Genomic DNA, 19,552 nt, shown 5'->3' with positions numbered 1-19,552 from the left:
CCTCTCAGGGCATCGAGCCGGAGCCTTATGATGCTTATGGAGCGCCTAAATGTCCGCCGAGTTTAAGTAGTGTAAGATGTTTGTCGCGGCGACGGCACGGACCTTGTATTCGTATTTCTGTCCGGGAAATATGCGCGGGTCGATCAGGCTTGAGACTCGTTTTCGGGGAACGACCAAACGTGTATTTTTCACCCCCGCGTTCGAATTGTGGTACGTACCACAATTTCATCAACAAAATTGCGAAAAATGCCGTAAAAATGCGTTCTGCGACAGTTTTTAAGGGGGCCAGCGACAATGTTTTAGGGGGCTTGCGACAGTAAAAAACGGGGTCAGCGACAATAAAAAGACCCCCAGCGACAATCGTAAAACGGGTATAAAAAACTGTCACCTGCCGCCGCTGCGGTCAAATTAAACCAAACACCCATCGCCGCCCAACCTTGTCATTCAAAAGCGCGGTCTACAACTTCCCATCGCCGCCCAACTTCGCACCCATCGGGTGCGAGAGTATCGGCGGCGGTGCGACCGAACCACTCAACTACTTTTCACTTCGCGCCGAGGCTAAACTTTAGGCTCAGGCTTTGGTCTTGCGGGCGATAAGCCAGCCGACAAAAATGCCGAGTCCCATGCCTACGCCAAAGGTGATCCCGACCGATGCGAACGGGTCCTTTTTAATTCGATGAGCCGTGTCCTCGACCAGATCTTCGGCAGCATAAACTCCACGTTTGACCATTCGCTTGGCGTCAACCATGCCGTCTTCGATAGCGAGCGTTGCCCGTTCTTTCAGACGATCGACGTTCAATGCCGCCGGCACGATCCGCTCGGCCAAGTCAACAGCATTTTTCAAAACACCGTTCTTCTTATCTATTATTTCGTTTGCTTGAGCTAACATTTTATCCTCCTTGCCGTGTTGCTAAAACGGCCTGATATTTGTTCCCTCGATAATAAGGCGCGCAAGTCACGTGCCGAATGATAATTCGTTCAAGAGCCCCATATTTGCTGGTTCAGTTGGCTTGACGAGGCGAGTTCTCGCAGGCGGGTATGTAAAAACTCGCGCCCCGTTCGGGTTTGGCCGCTGATCCGTCCTAAACGCCATAACCCGAGGCGTGAAAACGGCTCGTTTACTGGTCTTCGCAATGCGGCAAGTCGGGCACGGCGCTTGCGTTTTATATTTCTGAGGTGATGATATGAACAGCACAAAACGTTATACAGATCAGACCTTTACTAAGCGCGTCGATCATGAGGGCGGTGCCCGGCGGGCGGCCATGAAACTCAGTGAGCCGGCATTTTGCCCGCGGTGCGAGTCGCTCTACAGTGACGGGCATTGGTTCAGTCCGACCATCGCCCGAGAAACTGCCAAGCACGAACATTGGCGGCCTGCGACCGAGGTAATTTGTCCCGCGTGTAAGCAGATCGAGAACCATATTGTCGGCGGTTATGTGACGATGAGCGGCGGGTTTATTGCGAAACACCACGATGAGATCATCAATCTCATTGAGAACGAAGCAAACCGGGCGGCCGAGGACAATCCTCTGTCGCGGGTCATGCAGCTCAGCGACTCCGGCGACAAGACCATAATCGAAACTACGACCGAGCATCTTGCCCAGCGTTTGGGTCATGCTCTTAACAAGGCGTATTCCGGCGAGGTCAAATACGATTTCTCGCATGAGAACAAGGTGGCGAGGGTAAACTGGCATCGCGACTAGATCGCGGTACCGAATTTGGGTGACAGGCAATACTGTGCCGACGAGAGTAAGCAAACAGCTTAATGGCAAAAACATCAACTGATCCTGTTTGCGACACTCAGCGGCCCGGTGGCGGCTTGAGTTGTGCTTACGGGAATTCACATAGCGTCGACGGCCTCATCATCGCTGATGAACTCGGCGTGGATATCGCCGCCGGCCTCTCTTTTAAAGAAGCGGACAAACGTCTAAAACGAGACGGTCCAAACGTTCTTGCAAAAATATCAGGCCCGGGGTTGTTGCGGGTTTTTCTAAGGCAGTTCGCCAATATTGTTGTCTGGCTTTTGCTTGCCGCAAGCGTCGTCGCGTGGTTTACCAACGGCATCCCTGAGGCCGTCGCCATATTTACGGTGTTGATCATCAATGCCGTTGTCGGCTTTGTGATCGAATGGCGTGCCGGAAAGGCCATCGATGCCCTGAAAGATCAGACCCGCATAGCCGCACGGGTTCGGCGTGGAGGATTGGAAAGTGTTGTCGACGCCGTTAACCTCGTCGTCGGGGACATCGTCATTCTGGCGGCCGGCGACCGGGTTCCTGCGGATGCCCGCTTGCTCGAAGCCGTGAATCTACAGGCCGACGAATCCGCCCTGACCGGTGAGAGCTTTCCCGTTTCCAAATCTATCGAGTCGGTCTCGTTTTCGTCGATCCTCACCGAACGCCTTTCGATGCTCCATCTCGGAACGATGGTGACGTCCGGACGTGCATTGGCGATCGTAACTGCGACCGGCCCGCAGACAGAGCTTGGACATGTCGGCCGGTTGTTGGCAGAGACCGAAGATGAACACACGCCACTCGAAAGACGTCTGGCGTGGCTCGGCAAGATCCTCGTCTATATAGTCCTCGCGATCGCGGTAATTGTGATGCTGGCGGGTCTTCTCCGCGGCGATGACCCGGCGATGATGTTGGAGGTATCGATCAGCCTCGCGGTGGCGGCAATACCCGAGGGTCTGCCGGCGATAACCACGCTGATCCTCGCCTTGGGCGTCCTGCGGATGGCCCAAAGGCGTGCGATCGTGCGAAAGCTCTCAGCCGTCGAGGCTCTCGGCAGCACGACCGTCATCTGTACTGATAAGACCGGAACGCTGACCGAGAACCGGATGACCGTGACGGAGTATGGGCTCGCAGACGGAAACGTGGTCGAACCCGGAGAAGGCGAAACCTCTAACGATATTCTGAAACGTCTGATGCTGGTCAGTGTGCTATGCAATGATGCGGCATTCGATAGCGATGCCTCGGGAAAGGAGACGGTAGGCGACCCGACCGAGATCGCTCTGCTGGTTGCGGCTCGGGATCTGCTTCCGGATATGGCTGCCGTGCGAGGGAGTTTTGAAAAGATCCGTGAGTTGCCGTTCGACTCGGCATCGATGCGGATGATCACCGTCTTTAGAGATCAAGCCGCCGGTACGCTGACCGCCATGGCGAAGGGTGCCCCGAGGGTCATCCTTGAGATGTGCTCGGAATACGCGTCGGGCAGGAAATCTGCCGAGGCACTCGACGATGCGGGGCGACAGCGGTTTCTGGCTGTCAACGAAGAGATGGCGGGACGCGGCCTGCGGGTGCTCGCGATCGCAGAAAAAGCGATGGCGGACGAAAGCGGAGATATCGACGTGGGATACACGTTTCTCGGCGTAGCCGGTATGAGCGATCCACCGCGTGCCGGGGTAGGCGAGGCGATCGAAGCTGCACGCTTGGCAGGTATTCGGATCGTAATGCTCACCGGTGATCAGGCGATGACCGCCCGGGCGATCGCCAGGGAGCTAAGGCTTGCCGGCGACGATGAGATATTCTCGATGCACGCCAGCGAGGTTCGGGATGCCGATGACGCCAGCCTAACTGAGGCAGCCCGACGGGTGCATGTATTTTCACGGGTATCGCCGGAGGACAAGCTGCGGATAGTCGAACTGCTGCAGAACGCCGGACAGATCGTCGCGGTCACCGGGGACGGTATAAATGACGCTCCGGCACTGAAAAGAGCGGACATCGGCGTCGCAATGGGAATGCGCGGAACCGAGGTCGCCAAAGAAGCGGCCGATATCGTGCTGACGGACGACAATTTCTCGACGATCATCAACGCTATCGAAGGCGGACGGATGATCTACGCGAATATCACCAAGTTCGTGCATATGATGTTTTCGCACAATCTGGGCGAGGTCCTGGTCATCTTTGTCGCGATCATAACCGGTCTGCCGCTGCCTCTGCTGCCGCTGCAGATACTTTGGATAAACATCGTAACGGACATTTTCCCGGCACTTGCGTTGGCGGTCGAACCGGCGTCGCCGTCAACGATGAAGCGATCTCCACGTTCATCAGACGAGAACCTTCTTTCGGGGAGCTTTCTCCTGCTTATCGGCTGGCAGGGAGTAATGCTCGCAGCCATTACGCTGAGCGCATATTTGTGGGCGCTAAACGAATACGGTCCGGGCTCTCATGCAAGAACGGTGGCGATGCTCGGACTCGTCGGTGTCCAGATCGGACATACATTCAACTGCCGTTCGCGAACGCATTCGGCATTCAGAGGTTTCTTTGGGAACCCATACTTGTTTGGAGCGATCGCAATAGTGATCTTGCTCCAGCTGTCGGCGATATATGTTCCGGCACTTGCTCAACTGCTTGGACTCGTCGAGCCCAACTGGAAAGATCTGATCGCCACGCTCGGATGCGTGATCCTTCCGATCGCGTTAGTCGAAATGTTCAAGTCTTTGCAGCGGCGGCATGCCGGTCGAGATGCGTGATTTCGAACTTTGGCTGGCAGTCGTTTTCGAGAACGCGAGTATCGCGCCCTTTCTCGATCGGTAATACACAAAGCTCTGAGTTACTTAGACCATTTCACAGTCAGTATGACCCAGAATGAAATGGGGTCTCACCCGTTCCGTTAGTTCCCGTATCGAGCCCACGCTCAAAATTGGGCCGCCGTATGAAGGGCCTTCACAGCGAACCGCGGTTTGACGATCTGTTAAAGCGGATCGGGTTTTAGAGATCTCGCCAGATACAAAAATCGGCTGCTGCTCTAAAGCGGCGCGTTTTGGGGTGATAAAAAATGTGTGTTTTTTCACCTCGGTTTCGAATTGTGGTGCGTACTACACACTCGACGATCGGTGGCCATAAAATCGCCATTTTTGCGCAATTCAAAAAACGTGTTTTAGGGTGTCGGAATGGGTGTCGAACTCGGCGGTTCATTAGGCACTTTTCGACCCCTGAAATATTGCTGTTTGTGAAAGATAGTGACCGAGGCCGAAAAGTGTGATTTCGATGATCTCGATAAAGTTGAACATCTTGAAAAGACATATTACCGCGATCACATTGCCGCCGAGGCATTGAATGTACGCCCCCCCGCGGGAAAGTGTCTATTATCCCGACGAATGCGATGAATTTGATCAGAGAGATCGTGACGATAATGGTCTCTGACGCAATTTCAGCATGCATTTGGCGGGAATTCGCGACCTTACAGGCGAGAGTGATCAAACGTCTGACCGGCACTTTGCCGCCGGGGATCGTGGACTGGGAAACGCGACTGTTAAGGAGCGTGCCAACGCGGGCTCTGTGGAATGTGTTCGCGTTTCCCCGGGGCTCACGCCACGGGGCTACATGCTGCCATCCGCTACACGGACTGCGGACTTTTCTATGAATTGCCACTAGGTTCTGGCCTCACGGATCGGCCAGTGCTAAAGCCGTAGCTAGTGGAACGGTAGATGGAAGTCTTGGGCTTTAGCCCAATGTTCGGCTAAAGCCAAGAACCTGTTGGAAGCAAACCACTAGCTAAAGCTAGTGGCAATTCATAGATCCCACGACCCAACCACGCCCCGCCGCCCGCCACTGCCCACCCCGCAAGCCGCCGGTGGTTCTGACTTACTTTTCCTTTCGATAACATGTTTCGCCTTTTTCGTTGGCGAGGCAGATGAATAGTTTGCCGTATTCGTCGGTCTTGGTGGTGATGTCGTAGGTCTCGCGTTCTAGGGTGTAGTTGCGCTCTTTGTTCGACGCGGGGCTGCAGCTGAAGGTCTGACGCCAAAAGTTTTTGGACGGAGTGAGCGTAAGGGTTGAGCCCTCGATGGAATATTTACCTTGCTTGTCGTTGAACAAAGCGGTCGTGCAGCCGTATTGGGTCGATTGCAGATAACCGACAAAGCTAAATCGCCCATCACCCCCGAACTGGTATTTCTGCGTGTTGCCGTTGCTCGGCGTGACCGAACCTGTGACCGTATTGCGGTCGCCGATCATCGACATTCCGCCCGTCGCCCAAGTGCCGTTAATGTCAGTTTGAGCATAACCTGACATCGCTGCCGCGGCTGTAAGTATCAATAGTTGGAATAGATAGCGTATTTTCATTGTGTTTCTCCTTTATTAAGGTTTGGCCCTTGAGGCCGTAGTTATTTATTTGGGAAGTTCCTCCAGCGACCACGAAAATCCGGCAAAGGACTGTTCGAGGTCCGTCGTATTTTCGATCTTAAGTTTCCATACGGACTTCGAAACCGGTTTCAGGGTAAACAGCATTCGCAATAGTTGTGACGCAAGCGGCGACGAGGCCAGGCTACGGCTGACAAGTGTTCCGTTCGGGTCTAAGAGCGAAACTGAAACGCCGGGATCGGCGATCAAGGTGACGCCGAGATTTGGTGCCGCTTCGACAGGCATATCGATCTCGACAGTTTGACGCGGTCCGATCTTGAGCTGTTTTGCAAACGTCTGCTCGACAACCGTGAACGGCGATTCGATAGCGGCTGCATTCGGGCCGGAAATGCGGCTCGTCACGCTGTCGCCAAATAATCCGGCGTAAGCATTGTCAGGTGAATATGCGTTCGTCAACAGATCGCTGCCGCCGTTTGAGCGTGAACCGCTATTTGCGCCGAAATTGCCGTTGTTGACCTGCCAACGCCGCCAGTCGGTCGGGTCATTCCTCACCGGAAGCGGATATGTTCGCTTTGGCCCCGTGACCAGGTGCGGCATGACGAAATTGCCAAAGTTCTTGGCGTTGACGAGTTGATAGTTGAAGTCATTGGCCTCGCCGTTTTCCGCGACACCATATGTCGCCGATTTGACGGTGACAAAGCCATCATTCCACTCGAGCCCGCCGCAGACGATCGGCACAGGATTACCGGCCAGGGCAGAGAGCTTTGTACCGCCGTTGTTGACGACGTACTTGTTAAAATCAAGCATCTCGTCATTGGTCAGTTCTTTCAGCGGACGCTGGTCATGTTTGAACATGCCGAGCTTTGCGACCATTACATCGATACAGGGCACGCCGCCATTCGGCGTGCCGAGCATGATGAGATGTTTGACGAGGGGGCGTGCATCCGGCAAGACCGGCATATGTTTCTGCAAATAGAGCCGGGCGACCAGTCCGCCCGTCGAGTGGGCCACGATATCGACGTGCCAGGCGTTCGATTCCAACTGGGCGTGTTTCACGTATTTTGCGAGCTGCTCGGCATTCTCGTAGACGGAGTAAAAACTCGCGTCGGTCCCGTTCCACTTGCCCATCCGCATCGCCCCGTGCTGCGGTTTGCCGCCGACAAGATAGGCCTTCCACTGATAACTGTGACGATCTCCCATCAAATTTTGATAGAGCGGATCCCAAATATTGTGATCGGAGTACATTCCGTGAGCGAGAACGACCGGTTTGGGTGCGATATGAAGCATCTCTTCCTTTTCGTCCTTCTTCTTGCCGGCCTCGGCGAGTTCGGCCTTGATGCGGTGAAAAAGGTGCGGACGTCCGTCGTCGAACCAAGCCTGGCCATCGCTGTCCCAAATGAATTCGAATTCACGTTCCTCGCCCGCGTCGATCTTGAACGAGATTTGGGGCTCAGGCAGCGGTTCGTCGGGGCGTGAGTAGTTGTATTTGTCACCCTTGTAGGTTTCCACGATCTTGAGATCGGCGTATTTATCTTCGGCTGACATATTCAGGACCTTTGCTTTTACCTTGATCCTGTTGCCGTCGATCGTGCCGTGCGGCATTTCGATCGCTTTCCAGTCCTCGAAGTTGGGAAATTGCGGATGCTCGAATTTCAGCTCGGTGATCAGCAGCTTTTGCGGGCAGCGTGTGAACCGCCAGGTGACTTGATAAATGAACGAACGAACCTGTCCTTTTCCGTCGTCGCCCCAGATCTTAGTTCCGGAAATGTGGTCGGGGTTTTGCGGGTTGAGCTTTTCGCCGGCGATCGAGAAAGTCTCGCCTTTGATCGAGAACGCTTCGTTCGTCGATCGGTCGTACGGAAGATTGTTCTTCGCCTGGCAATGGCCTGAGCGCGTTGTGTGTTCCTCACGTTTGAACGTGCCTTTCGCGTCCGGTAGGGCAAGGTTAAAACTGTAGCTGCCGTTGAGCTCATCGACACTCAGATTGAACGACCTAGCCGGCCCTTCGGCCTGAGCTTGAGTCTGCCGGTCGTCGGTGCCCTCGATGATGAACCAGTGCCCGTTCTCTCGCGAATTGCACGTGTCAAAGACCTTTTCCTGGCCCCAACTCAGATCCGTATCGGAGAATGCGACCTTTGAATTGACGACCGGGTTTTGCGGTGCGGTGCCGTCAACGACCGTTCGTGCCGCATAATCGTAGTTTCGCGAGGTCTTGTGCTTGATGCGGTCCATCGCCTTGCGGATGCCGGGCTCATCGGACTCGAGCGAATCTTTCAGCGTCTTTGAAAAGTTAACAACGCCGCTCCATCCGCCCTGACAGCCGTTTTTCGGCGTTCCCCATTTACCGGAACTGCCTCTTACCGTCCGGGTCGTTTGTCCGATGACCGCACTCCCGGTCAAGAAGTTGAGTAGCAATAGCGAGATCAGGATCTGTTTGAATATTGTGCGTTTCATTTTGCTCACCTTCGAATTTTAGGAACCGCGAGAGAGTTCGCTGCTCTTTGAAATGTAAGGCGAGAAGGAACAGGCGTTGGTATCAAAAAAATGCGGACCGTGAGGCCCGCATAGGTAAGTACAGTTGACAATAAGGTCACTGGGTAACCTCAAGCGTGTATAGCGACACCGTTATCGCCTCGAGATCGAGCGTGTATTCGCCGTCGGCCTTGAGATCAAGACTGAAGTATTTCTCCGGAGCATAGCTCCGGAAACTGCCGTCGGGAGCCTGAACCTTGAGCGAGATCGCTTTTTCCGAGCGGATGACGACCCGTGTTTCCTTGTTTGTGCCCACGCTGAGCGTGTAGGTATCTTTGCCTCCGTTGGCCAGGACTTCGTTGTAGAAGCTATGGTCATCGGCGGCATCGACGTGGATCGTTCTTGTTTTTGCACCTTCGAGCGTCACGGGAGCCGCGAGAAGGGAAGTAGTTGAAATGACCAGGGAAAGAGAGATGATCGGTAGATAATTACGGATTGTTCGAAACATATGATTTACCTCACTAAGTATGTATAGGAAGGCCGAACAGGCCTTCGACTGCCGAAATGGCGGGTTCGAGACCAATCTTAATGAAAGATCAGGTACGAGACCCGATCGAGCGACGAAATTGTCCTCAATGTTTTTACGCAGATAATTGCGGGAAGTTTGCAAAAATTGACCAAAAAGCCAATTTGGTCAATGTGGCCGGCGTGATCGACATCAAACCGGCCACCCATGCGTTTATTTACCAACTGTGTCGACGATAGCTTGGGCCGCTTGTTCGACGACCGTCGAGATAATATCGTCGCCGTTCGATTTGGCCTTTGCTTTGAACTGCTTGGCGAGTACCGAGCTGTTGTTCGCGGTCGAAATGATGGCGAGGTCGAGGGTCAGTTCGTCCTTTGACTTGACGTTTCCCGAAAGCGACGTTGCTGAGACGATCGCAGTTGTTGCCATTTGTCCGGCAATGTTCCCGACCGTGCTGCCCGTCGCTCCGATGCCGGTCTGGCTCACGACAGAGCCGAGCATTTTGCCAAAGCCTCCAAACCCTCCGCCGCCGCCTTTCTTGTGTGAAGCAGTTGCGGTCAAAATGTAGTCGCACTCTTTCTGCTTTGCTTCGTCAGCCTGAGCTGAGGCGAGTTTTGCTTCGAGCGGCACGATCTCTACCTTGGTGCCTTTGAGATAAGAACCGAGCGAATTTTGGATAGCGGCACTAAGATCGGCGGCCGTGATGCCCTCGCCGACCGCTCCGGTCTTGACTCCGGCGAGTCCGATACGGACCGTGCCTTCTTTCTTTGCACCGACCGAGGTTGGTGCGTCGTTGCGAAGATCTGCGGCGTTTCGAATACTCGAACTCATCCCCGAAGACGATGAGCTGCTGCTGCCGGAGCCGTTGATTGGTCCATTGTACGAAACGCCGGATGTGCTTGATGCCGTGTACATTTCCGATGCCGACTTAACTTCGCGATAATCGGCCGGTGCTTCGAAAAGGGCCTGGTCGAGGGTTGCTTTCGAGAGTTCGACGACTTCCTGTGTCATCGAGAAGCTCTCTTTGCCGCTCGCATCGAACGAGGTCATCTTCTGCCACAGTGGATATCCCGATTTGCCTGTACCGAGCGTTTTCTGCACGATCTTGTCTTGACACCCGGCGGACTTGCCGCCGTTATTTCCGTTGTATTGACGCGTCTGTGTGCAGGCGATGCCGAATTCGGCGTCGATCACCCACATGTCCATTTCCATTTTCGTTTTGGACGGGAGACAAGCGTCCGCCGATGAATCGGTCTCGATCGTCTGGATGATATGTCGTGCTGTGAAGCCGAACATCTGTTTGCGTTCGCCGGTGTCCTTGATCGTCGTTGTGACGGTCATCGTGCCGCCTTTGGTAACTGGGCCCGACTGTCCGGTTTTGACCGCTCCGGGGGTGCTTGTTCCGTCGTCGTAATAGGTTACCGTGTAGGTCTTTGTACCGGGATTCATCTGCAGATCGCGACCGAGGTCACACTGTGTAAGCGAGATCATCGTTCCGCCCATCATTTCGGTGCGTTGGCGTTTCCCTTTGATGTAGGTCGTATTTTCCATCGTCTGGCCGCTCATGGTCTGTTTGATCTTGACCTTGGTGTCCGCCAGAGCGGAGCCCGAGACCATTAAGATCGCCGACATTATGTATAAGATCGTGTTTTTCATGATTGCTCTCCTATCCTCTTTTATGAATTAAAGTCGGCGAATGCCGCCGTCAACAGGTAAGGCGAGAGTGGCTGAAAAAAAGTATCAGCGGCTAGCAAATATTCTCTTGCCATGGAAACGGCGAAGTGCTAAGTTCCATATGCTGAATGAGTATTGAGAGGAACGAGCAACAAATGAAAGTAGTTTTGAAGACCGCACTTTTCTTTATCGGAATAATATTTTTCACCGGCGGAGCTTGCCCGTCGAATGACACAACGCCATCGAATAAGGTCGAGCAGACCGAGATCTATCAGAGTTATTCGATCGCACAGAACGGGCAGAATTATGACGTGACAGCTTATTTCAGAATTGGCGGCAAGACCGGGACGACACTCGCATTAAGCCCGCCGAGCAGCGTAACGTTCAACGGCCAGCCGATGAAGGAGAATCTTAATACGACATCGGGAACCTACTACACCACCACGGTCTCGAATAAGACAGTCGAAGGCGTCTTTGCGTTCACGGATCGAAACTCGAAGACGTATACGAATAAGATCGATCTAACGAGGATCGGTTTGACCCCGGCAAAGCTCGCGGTCAACGGCACGACGCCGGTCGCAGTTCCATTGACCGGTACGCCGCCGGATACTGCAGTTCTGAATTTGGAATTGAACAACCAGATGGTGATCGTCAGCTCGGGTCCGGGCGATATGGCCGAGGCGTATTATGACAAGGCAAGGAACTCGATCGTCGTGCTGCCCGCTGCATGGACCAAAGCCGCGAATGGAACGGTGGCGATCGATCTCGAGGTCGGCAATTCGATCTCGACGCAGCAGGGAACTCAGCTAGGCGGCGATATGACGTTTTCTTATGATTCGGCTCCGATCAGTGCGGCTCTCGCTAAGGCAAAAGCTCCTGTGAAAAAAGCGTCAGGAAGCACGACCGGCGGAAAATAGAATATTGGTTGCAATGGAGAGATCGGCCTCGGCCAGTTATTTCTGACGTGACCGAGGCCGTTGCTCATACATTTTTCTGGTTAACCGACCAAGCCTGCATAGTTGTCAGCATACTTTGGCGGCATAGGTGACTGGAGGAAATTTGCCCAATTTTCCGGCGTTGCCATGTTCTGATAGGCCTCGGTCATTTCGGGTGTATTTACCTCGAGCATAAAGCGGTCTTCGATCCAGAATTCGATCAATTGAAACAGTCCGCGGCCGCGGTTTGCGGTAAAACAGCGCCAGCCTTCGCGCTTGGCGATCGCCTTGATCGATTCTTCGTCGAGAGGCGAATTTATATTGAGGTGAACAGAGCCGAAGAGCGACGGTTCGTTTCCCGGAAGGAACGTGCCTTCGAAATCGTCGGTTCTGGTCTCTTTGCTAAATGTCGCCTCATCGGGCAATCCGATCCCGGGCACGAGATTGACGTCGATAGGTACGAGCTCGACAAGCGTTCCTTTACCATCGTCAGCAAACGCCACATAACCGCCGGGGCTCGGCGGGAACGGAAATGCGTAGCCGCCCCAAAGCTCGGCGAGAATATTGGCGACGTGTTCAGGGTTTTTAACTCCGAAAGAAATATGGTTGATCATTGCAGTTTCTCCTAAGTATGAATTTCGAACGAATAGCGTCCGTCGATTGTTAAGGCGAAACTGGATTGAAAAAAGTATCACGACTGGAGTTGCAAGCATCCCCGCTTGCCCTTTATCTGGGTCGTTTTAGTTTTGTGAAAGCACTAATTTTCGAATATTTACGCAGGCAAGCAAGGATGCTTGATCCTCCAGTCATTTCGAGAGTTGCCCGTACAACCACGCCTTGGTCATTTTCCAGTGGCGTTTGACGGTGATGGATGAGACGCCGAGGACCTCGGCGGTTTCGTCCGTGGTGAGGCCGCCGAAATATCGGAGTTCGACGATCTTTGCTTTGGTCGGGTCCATTTTGGCAAGCTCGGTGAGGGCGTCATCGAGGGCGATGAGGTCGGCGGACTGTTCGTCCGAGGCGTCGATCTCTTCGTTGAGGGTCATTATTTGAAATTCGCCGCCGCGTTTTTCGGCGTTGTGTTTGCGGGCGTGATCGACGAGGATCCGCCGCATTTGGTTGGCCGCGACCCCGACGAAATGGGCTTTGTTCTGCCACGAGACCTGCGTAATGTCGACCATCTTCATATAGGCTTCGTTTACAAGGGCTGTCGGCTGGAGCGTATGATCGCTGCGTTCGCGTCGGAGGTAGCTAGCGGCAATGCGCTTGAGTTCGTCGTAGATCATCGGCAAGAGTTCGTCCACGACATCGCGTTTGCCGTCTGACAATTTGATGAGAAGATCTGTAACGCCGTGTGTGTTCATCGGGATGCCAATATTCTAACTTGATGCGGACATTAAAAACAATTTGCTATTAATCTACAATACGTGCATCATAGTAACTGTTAATCCTACTCTCGCGTACGAAAACGGTACGCGCTTCGTCTTTAGCGATTTTGGATAAGTTTGAGAGCGGGCCCTGTATAGTTAATTAGAAGTACGCTCTGTTAGTTTTTTGAGTATCCGAAATCCGTCCATCTGCCTTTAACAAAGCCACTTGTTCGATTCGACGCTTCTTAAGAATTCCCGAGAAGGGAAAAGGTAAATAAAAAAATGTCAATGAAATTATATGTAGGAAATCTTTCCTTCAACACAAGCAACCAGGATCTGAACGACCTTTTTGGTGCGATCGGAACTGTCGAATCGACAAACATCATCGAAGACCGCGAAACGGGCCGCTCACGCGGATTCGCTTTCGTCGAAATGGCTTCGCAGGCTGATGGCGAAAACGCTATCGCACAGCTCAACGGCAAAGAAGTCGATGGCCGTGAACTCAAGGTCAACGAAGCTAAACCGCAGGAAAACCGCTCAGGCGGCGGTGGCGGTGGCGGTCGCGGTGGTAATCGCGGCGGCGGCGGCTACGGCGGCGGCGGCGGCGGTGGATACGGCGGCGGCGGCGGCGGCCGTTGGTAGTTTGCAAAAGATCTAATAGATCTTAAATAAATGCCCGCGAGTGAAAGCTCTGCGGGCATTTTTTATTTTCAGGAGTAAAACCGGGCAAGCGTGGTACAATCAAGGAATGACACAGGGACTCGGACATTATGCTGATGCATACTGTTTTCACCTGCCGGAAGATGTTTGCAAGAAACTTGCCACCGGCCATTATATCTATTCGTTCGATTACGACTACACCGATCCCGATGCCGCACAGTCTCGCGACAGGCGGATCAAACTTAACTTGATCGTCCTGACGGGCCGCAAAGTTCCGACGCCGGCCGTAAGCCGCAGCTCGAAGAAAGCTGCTGCCGCACTCGAAGCCCTCGGCGGCGAAACCACGGCAGATGCCGCAGAAACCGAATCAGCGGGCTGAGTTTATCCGACCGAAACATCCTCACCTAAGTTCTTTAGCCTGGAATATATCTCGACCATTGCCTTTGTGTCCAAATGGCAATAGGCCTCGAGGTCACTAAATATCCGAGCCTTTTCGTCTTCGTCGAGTGTGGTCCAAGTTGCCGCCCGATACCAACTGATCGATGCCGTCATTCCGTCCCCGATACCGAGTTCCTTATACGAAAGTTCGGGAACAATGACCGGCAGGACCTTTTTGATCGAGCTGCTTCCCTTGAATTCCGGGTGTACGTAAAGATTGTCAGCGAAGATCTTCATCAAGTCGTATGTGTGAGCGTTGACGTTTGCAAAGAACTCGGCATATTCAGGAAACATAGCCGCCATTTCGTCATTTCGCGTTTTTTCAAACGGCTCATACCAGACAAAAACTGTACCCAGATCGCCAGCGAGATGTTCATACAGACTCGCGGCGAGGGCACGGGGCGGATCATTTTCGCTTGTCGCAAGAAAATAGTTGTGCTCGATATCGCCGCCTTCATCGCGGATCGTGTGCAGCGAATATTGAAAACACATCTGCTGAAACGGCCTTACGCCGTCAAACTGAGGGATAGCGTACGAGAATGTCTCGTAATCAAGAAAATGCAGCGGATATTCCCAAGATCCGATCTTCTCGGCGATCTTGTCGCGGTCGATATATGTTTGACCCGTCTTGGCCGCTGCCACATGGATCCTCTGCTTGTCTGACAGTTTGAAATCGTCAGGGACATCTCTGATGTCGATAATTTCCGCGTCGAGCAGTTCCTTCAACTTCGCCTTATTGATCCGCGAGATGTTGAAAACCGTATAGTCAGGAAGATCGGGAAAGTGGAGCTTAAGAAACTCGCAATTCAGCTTTTCCGCGCAGTGGTCGGCAAGTGATGGAGCAGGATCTGAATCAGTATAGGCCTTTGCGGCCTCGATCTGCTCTTCTGTGAATGAGATGATCTCCGCGACCTGATCGGTCACGTCATTTATCACGAAGAGCTGTTCGGGGTCGATATCTCCGTTTCTGATATATTCGCCGTTCATAGTAACTACATAACAACGTCCGACCTTGGTGCCGCTGCGTTCGGACACGATTTTCTGAAACGCGACGTCATCGAGATGCTCTTTCTTTACGGACGCCGATGACTTTATTTCATAGATCTCAGCGATGCCGCTCGTTCGATCGGTCACAACGGCGTCACTTCGGGCATAAAGATCGGCCGTTTGGAAAACGCGTTGGAAATCCACCGCCTTTGTCTCGTCGCCCTGAAATCTGGACAGCATTTTTACGTACCGTTCAACTTCGTAACCTTGCTGGCGGAGATGTTCGTGCTCGAGCGTGTCCGGCTGCTTTTCAGGCCTCGACGGCTGGAACGAAAGCCAGAATTCGTTGGGACACGTTAGATACTTCAAATAAGCGGTTTTGGTGAGACGGTCTTTCATTGTGTTTGACGTAGTTTACGCTTATCGTAGAAATAAATCATTTGGAGGATGCGGGAATGGCGAGTGGAGCTTCGATCTTCAGAATATTTATTCCGGTGACGGATTTTGATAAGGCGTTGATATTCTATCAAACGCTCTTCGCCGCCGAGGGCCGTCAGATACACGCTGGACGGCAGTATTTTGATTGTGGTTCGGTGATCATGGCCGTCATCGAGAATGACGGTACACCGATCGGCGATCACGTCTATTTTTCGGTAGCCAATCTCGAAACGTGGTACACACGAGCGAAAGAACTCGATTGCCTCGAGAAAATCGATATGCACGGAGGTCCGCTCGGCGAGATCGTTAGGCGGCCGTGGGGTGAGCGTTCATTTTATGCTCGCGACCCATTTGGCAACGGTTTATGCTTTGTTGACGAAAGTACGGTGTTTACGGGGGTTGATTGAAATGCTGATCTACGAAGTGACTGCCGTTGTTGATGAATCGATCGCTGACGAATACGAAAAATATATGCGTGAGCAGCATATTCCCGATCTGCTGGCAACGAACTATTTTGCGGCAGCATTTTTTGCGAAGAACGGAAATATGTACCGGATCGGATATCATTGCGATTCGCGTGAGGATCTCGAGGCATATTTTGCAAACCATGCCGGACGACTGCGGGCCGACATGGCCGCCCATTTTCCATCAGGTATCGAATTTTCGCGTAATGAACTCGAGATCATCGCTCTTTTCCCGGAGCCTTAACGGGCCGCGATTTGTTAATCTAAACCAGTGTTAGTTTTAGGAATAGAAAGCTCGTGCGACGAGACCGCAGCGGCCGTCGTGAAGGACGGGCGGGAGATATTGTCTTCGGTCATCTCGTCGCAAATTGCAATGCATGCCCCTTGGGGCGGCGTAGTGCCTGAACTTGCATCACGCGAACATTTAGAGAAGATCGAGCCGATAATTGTGGAAGCGTTGGAACGGGCTTCGATCACTCTCGACGATATCGATGCGATCGCAGTGACACAAGGGCCCGGACTGATCGGATCACTGCTCGTTGGGGTATGTTATGCCAAATCGCTGGCATGGGCACGAGACATTCCGTTCGTCGGCGTCAATCATATCGAGGGACATGTCTTCAGCGTTGCGTTCGAAAATCCGGAGGTACGGTATCCTGCTTTGGCATTGATCGTTTCCGGCGGGCACACGAATATTTTTCACGTGCGGGCGGAAGGCGAATACAAAGTTGTTTCGCGAACACGCGATGACGCGGCGGGCGAGGCTTTTGACAAAGTTTCTAAAATGCTTGGGCTCGGATATCCCGGCGGCCCGATAATTGAAAAGATCGCACTCCACGGCGATCCAAAAGCCGTGAAATTTGTCCAGGCGAAGATCTCGGACCGCCGTCCGGATCTCAGCTTTAGCGGCCTCAAGACAGCTGTCGCACGGCATATCCGTGAGAATCGTATCATTCCACTAAATGACGGTGAAGAGCCGTCAGAGGCTATCAGAGACCTCGCAGCAAGCTTTCAGGCAGCTGTTGTTAAGGCGCTCATTGGAACGATGGAGAATCTGGCCATCGAACTTCGGCCGAAAACAATGATCGTCGGCGGGGGCGTCGCGTGTAACCTGGCCTTGAAAGAGGCTGCGGAAGCCGCAGCTCGGCGTCTCGATCTACCGGTCTATTTCCCATCCAAACATCTATCAACGGATAACGCCGCAATGATCGCCGCAGCAGGTCATTATCATTTGAACAAAGGCGAACAGGCCGGTCTGCAAATGACGGCGGACGTTACAATGAGGCTGCAAAACATTGATAATGACGATGATTCTCTCCGCGGTCGCAACGTAAGGTACCGGCTTTAAGTTCATTGCAATATGCATCGCTAAATCGATACAATTCAAATAGACCTAAAAGTTTTTCGATCCTCTCCGCCGGAGCATCATTTGCTCATCAGATTCATTTCAAACTTCTTTTCGGTTATTATTGGAATACATTCGACTCAGTATCAGATTTAAGAATTCAGAAATGGGGAACTAAATGAAAAGATCATCTATTTTATTTGTTTTGGCTATTAGCTTGGCGGCTCTTGCGACGAGTATTTTCGGACAAGGCTCTGCATCACCACTGACCATTCGGTTGCAGCCCTTTTTGTCAGGGTTGAGCTCGCCTGTGCATATTACCAGCTCAAAAGACGGCACCAAGAGGCTGTTCGTCATCCAACAGCGAGGCCTTGTTCGTGTTGTGCAGCCCGGTTCAAACACCGCAACGACTTTCATGGACATAACTTCGAAGGTAAGTTCTTCGGGAAGTGAACGCGGCCTTTTGGGAATTGCCTTCCATCCGCAGTTTGCGACAAACAGTTTTTTCTTCGTCAATTACACCCGGCAGTCCGACGGAGCGACCATTGTAGCTCGGTACAAAGCGATCAACGGAAATACTCAGGGCGATGTCGCCAGCGAAGTAATTCTAATGACGATCGCGCAACCATTTTCAAATCATAACGGCGGGATGATCGCTTTCGGTCCGGATGGAAATCTCTACATCGGAATGGGCGACGGCGGTTCGGGGAACGATCCGGGCAATCGGGCTCAAAATATCAATGAACTTCTAGGGAAAATGCTGCGCATTACGCCAAGCACCGCGGAGCCAGCCCCAAGCCCCGCGTATACGATCCCGCCGACAAATCCGTACGCCGGATCGACCCCCGGAGCCGACGAGATCTATGCAATTGGAATGCGAAATCCATGGCGTTGGTCGTTTGACCGCAGCGGCACTAACCAACTTTATGCAGGCGATGTCGGTCAAGATGCTGTCGAAGAAGTTGACATTGTGACACTTGGCGGAAATTACGGTTGGCGTGTTTATGAGGGCTCTACCTGCACCGGACTCGATCCGACGCTTTGTACGCCGACAAGCTACACGATGCCAATATATCAGTATGCAAATGCCGGATCGCGTTGTGCTGTTACCGGCGGTTATGTCTATCGCGGAACTCAAAATACCTTGGTCCCAGGAACGTATATTTATGCAGACTACTGTTCCGGCGAGATCTTTATCAACGGTCAGCATAGTCCGCCATTGCTCGACACGCCGCGACTTATTTCTTCGTTTGGCGAAGATGACGATGGTGAAATTTATGCTGTCGGTCTTAGCGGGACAGTCGAAAAAATTGTCCGGGCTCGGGCATCAGCTGATTTTGATGGTGATTTTAAGACCGACACGGCTGTATTTCGGCCGTCGACGGGTGTTTGGTATTCGTACAACAGCTCGAACAACTCAGTTCGAATCCAGCAATTTGGTTTGAATGGAGACGTACCGACGAGCGAGGATTTTGATGGCGACAACATTTCGGATGTTGGCGTATTTCGACCTTCGACAAACGTCTGGTATGTCTATCGTTCCAGTGACAACACCGTTGATGTGACAGGGTTTGGGTCGAGCGGCGACATTCCTGCCCAGGGTGATTACGACGGCGATGCGAAGGCGGATCTCGCGGTCTTTCGGCCGTCGACCGGGACGTGGTGGATCCGTCGCACAACCAATCCGAATAATTTCCAAGCCGTGCAGTTTGGCCTCGCCGCCGACAAGCCGACACCCGGAGATTATGACGGTGACGGCAAATATGACATCGCCGTTTGGCGTGCCACAGATGGCGTTTGGTATCGGTTAAATAGTATCAACGGAACTTTTAATGCCGTCGCATTTGGACTTTCGGGCGACGTTCCGACACAGGGTGATTTCGACGGCGATGGCAAGACCGATCAGGCGGTGTTCCGCCCAACATCGGGAATTTGGTACCTCCTGCAGAGCTCAAGCGGCTTCTTTGCGACCAATTGGGGGCTCAATGGCGATGTGCCGACGGTCGGTGACTATGACGGCGACGGACGCGAAGATATCGCTATCTTCAGACCATCGACCGGTGTTTGGTATGCATCGCAAAGCACAAATGGGATATTGATCCGTCAATTCGGCTTGAATGGAGACTTAGCAATACCTGCATACGACGTACCGTAGTTAGG

18 protein-coding genes are annotated in these 19,552 nt (G+C 52.9%); 10 read left to right on the top strand and 8 right to left on the bottom strand.

Annotated elements, in window-relative coordinates:
- Positions 1 to 571: 571 nt before the first annotated feature.
- On the bottom strand, positions 572 to 889 hold the full coding sequence (locus tag IPK01_15660) for a hypothetical protein (protein ID MBK7934873.1): 318 nt from the start codon (positions 887 to 889) through the stop codon (positions 572 to 574).
- A gap of 295 nt (positions 890 to 1,184) precedes the next feature.
- On the opposite strand from IPK01_15660, the gene IPK01_15655 reads away from it, so the two are divergent.
- The 3 genes from IPK01_15655 (at position 1,185) to IPK01_15645 (ending at position 5,364) form a co-directional block, all read left to right on the top strand.
- Positions 1,185 to 1,703: an ATPase gene (locus IPK01_15655; protein ID MBK7934872.1), complete on the top strand. Its 519-nt coding sequence runs from the start codon at positions 1,185 to 1,187 to the stop codon at positions 1,701 to 1,703.
- A 62-nt stretch (positions 1,704 to 1,765) separates the two neighbouring features.
- A complete protein-coding gene (locus IPK01_15650) occupies positions 1,766 to 4,471 on the top strand; it encodes an HAD-IC family P-type ATPase (protein ID MBK7934871.1) in 2,706 nt (901 codons plus the stop codon).
- A gap of 632 nt (positions 4,472 to 5,103) precedes the next feature.
- Positions 5,104 to 5,364 carry a hypothetical protein gene (locus IPK01_15645; protein MBK7934870.1) on the top strand — a complete coding sequence of 87 codons (261 nt, stop codon included), beginning with the start codon at positions 5,104 to 5,106 and terminating at the stop codon, positions 5,362 to 5,364.
- A gap of 221 nt (positions 5,365 to 5,585) precedes the next feature.
- Here IPK01_15645 and IPK01_15640 read toward each other — a convergent pair whose 3' ends face one another.
- From IPK01_15640 to IPK01_15625, 4 genes are all read right to left on the bottom strand, one after another.
- Positions 5,586 to 6,065, bottom strand: coding sequence for a hypothetical protein (locus IPK01_15640; GenBank protein MBK7934869.1), 480 nt, complete (start codon positions 6,063 to 6,065; stop codon positions 5,586 to 5,588).
- Between the two features lie 45 nt (positions 6,066 to 6,110).
- Positions 6,111 to 8,537, bottom strand: a complete 2,427-nt coding sequence (locus tag IPK01_15635; GenBank protein ID MBK7934868.1) for a hypothetical protein — start codon at positions 8,535 to 8,537, stop codon at positions 6,111 to 6,113.
- Between the two features lie 136 nt (positions 8,538 to 8,673).
- Positions 8,674 to 9,063, bottom strand: a complete 390-nt coding sequence (locus IPK01_15630; protein MBK7934867.1) for a hypothetical protein — start codon at positions 9,061 to 9,063, stop codon at positions 8,674 to 8,676.
- Positions 9,064 to 9,294: 231 nt separating this feature from the next.
- Positions 9,295 to 10,737, bottom strand: coding sequence for a DUF4412 domain-containing protein (locus IPK01_15625; GenBank protein ID MBK7934866.1), 1,443 nt, complete (start codon positions 10,735 to 10,737; stop codon positions 9,295 to 9,297).
- Positions 10,738 to 10,910: 173 nt separating this feature from the next.
- Between IPK01_15625 and IPK01_15620 the strand changes: the two genes are divergently transcribed.
- Positions 10,911 to 11,672 carry a hypothetical protein gene (locus tag IPK01_15620; GenBank protein ID MBK7934865.1) on the top strand — a complete coding sequence of 254 codons (762 nt, stop codon included), beginning with the start codon at positions 10,911 to 10,913 and terminating at the stop codon, positions 11,670 to 11,672.
- An 80-nt stretch (positions 11,673 to 11,752) separates the two neighbouring features.
- On the opposite strand, the gene IPK01_15615 is transcribed toward IPK01_15620, so the two are convergent.
- Both IPK01_15615 and IPK01_15610 read right to left on the bottom strand, forming a co-directional pair.
- Positions 11,753 to 12,304, bottom strand: a complete 552-nt coding sequence (locus IPK01_15615) for a hypothetical protein (protein MBK7934864.1) — start codon at positions 12,302 to 12,304, stop codon at positions 11,753 to 11,755.
- A 192-nt stretch (positions 12,305 to 12,496) separates the two neighbouring features.
- Positions 12,497 to 13,054 (bottom strand): sigma-70 family RNA polymerase sigma factor, encoded by a 558-nt coding sequence (locus IPK01_15610; GenBank protein MBK7934863.1) that lies wholly within the window; start codon positions 13,052 to 13,054, stop codon positions 12,497 to 12,499.
- 288 nt (positions 13,055 to 13,342) lie between these two features.
- Here IPK01_15610 and IPK01_15605 point away from each other — a divergent pair, with 288 nt between their 5' ends.
- Positions 13,343 to 13,702, top strand: a complete 360-nt coding sequence (locus IPK01_15605; protein ID MBK7934862.1) for an RNA-binding protein — start codon at positions 13,343 to 13,345, stop codon at positions 13,700 to 13,702.
- Between the two features lie 106 nt (positions 13,703 to 13,808).
- The gene (locus IPK01_15600) at positions 13,809 to 14,099 is read left to right on the top strand and encodes a hypothetical protein (protein MBK7934861.1); all 291 of its coding nucleotides are present in this window, start codon (positions 13,809 to 13,811) and stop codon (positions 14,097 to 14,099) included.
- Between the two features lie 2 nt (positions 14,100 to 14,101).
- Here IPK01_15600 and IPK01_15595 read toward each other — a convergent pair whose 3' ends face one another.
- Positions 14,102 to 15,544 (bottom strand): DUF2779 domain-containing protein, encoded by a 1,443-nt coding sequence (locus IPK01_15595; GenBank protein MBK7934860.1) that lies wholly within the window; start codon positions 15,542 to 15,544, stop codon positions 14,102 to 14,104.
- Positions 15,545 to 15,600: 56 nt separating this feature from the next.
- Between IPK01_15595 and IPK01_15590 the strand changes: the two genes are divergently transcribed.
- The 4 genes from IPK01_15590 to IPK01_15575 all read left to right on the top strand — a co-directional run bounded on the left by IPK01_15590 (position 15,601) and on the right by IPK01_15575 (position 19,547).
- Complete coding sequence (locus IPK01_15590; GenBank protein MBK7934859.1) at positions 15,601 to 15,990, top strand: VOC family protein; 390 nt, start codon at positions 15,601 to 15,603, stop codon at positions 15,988 to 15,990.
- Between the two features lies 1 nt (position 15,991).
- Positions 15,992 to 16,291 (top strand): DUF4286 family protein, encoded by a 300-nt coding sequence (locus IPK01_15585; GenBank protein MBK7934858.1) that lies wholly within the window; start codon positions 15,992 to 15,994, stop codon positions 16,289 to 16,291.
- Between the two features lie 27 nt (positions 16,292 to 16,318).
- Positions 16,319 to 17,395: a tRNA (adenosine(37)-N6)-threonylcarbamoyltransferase complex transferase subunit TsaD gene (tsaD, locus tag IPK01_15580; protein MBK7934857.1), complete on the top strand. Its 1,077-nt coding sequence runs from the start codon at positions 16,319 to 16,321 to the stop codon at positions 17,393 to 17,395.
- A gap of 175 nt (positions 17,396 to 17,570) precedes the next feature.
- Positions 17,571 to 19,547, top strand: a complete 1,977-nt coding sequence (locus IPK01_15575; protein ID MBK7934856.1) for a PQQ-dependent sugar dehydrogenase — start codon at positions 17,571 to 17,573, stop codon at positions 19,545 to 19,547.
- Positions 19,548 to 19,552 lie beyond the last annotated feature (5 nt).

This window comes from Acidobacteriota bacterium (genome assembly GCA_016713675.1).
In the GTDB taxonomy this organism is placed as follows: domain Bacteria; phylum Acidobacteriota; class Blastocatellia; order Pyrinomonadales; family Pyrinomonadaceae; genus OLB17.
The sequence above is the reverse complement of the archived record's forward strand: the minus strand, read 5'-3'. Positions and strand labels throughout refer to the sequence as shown.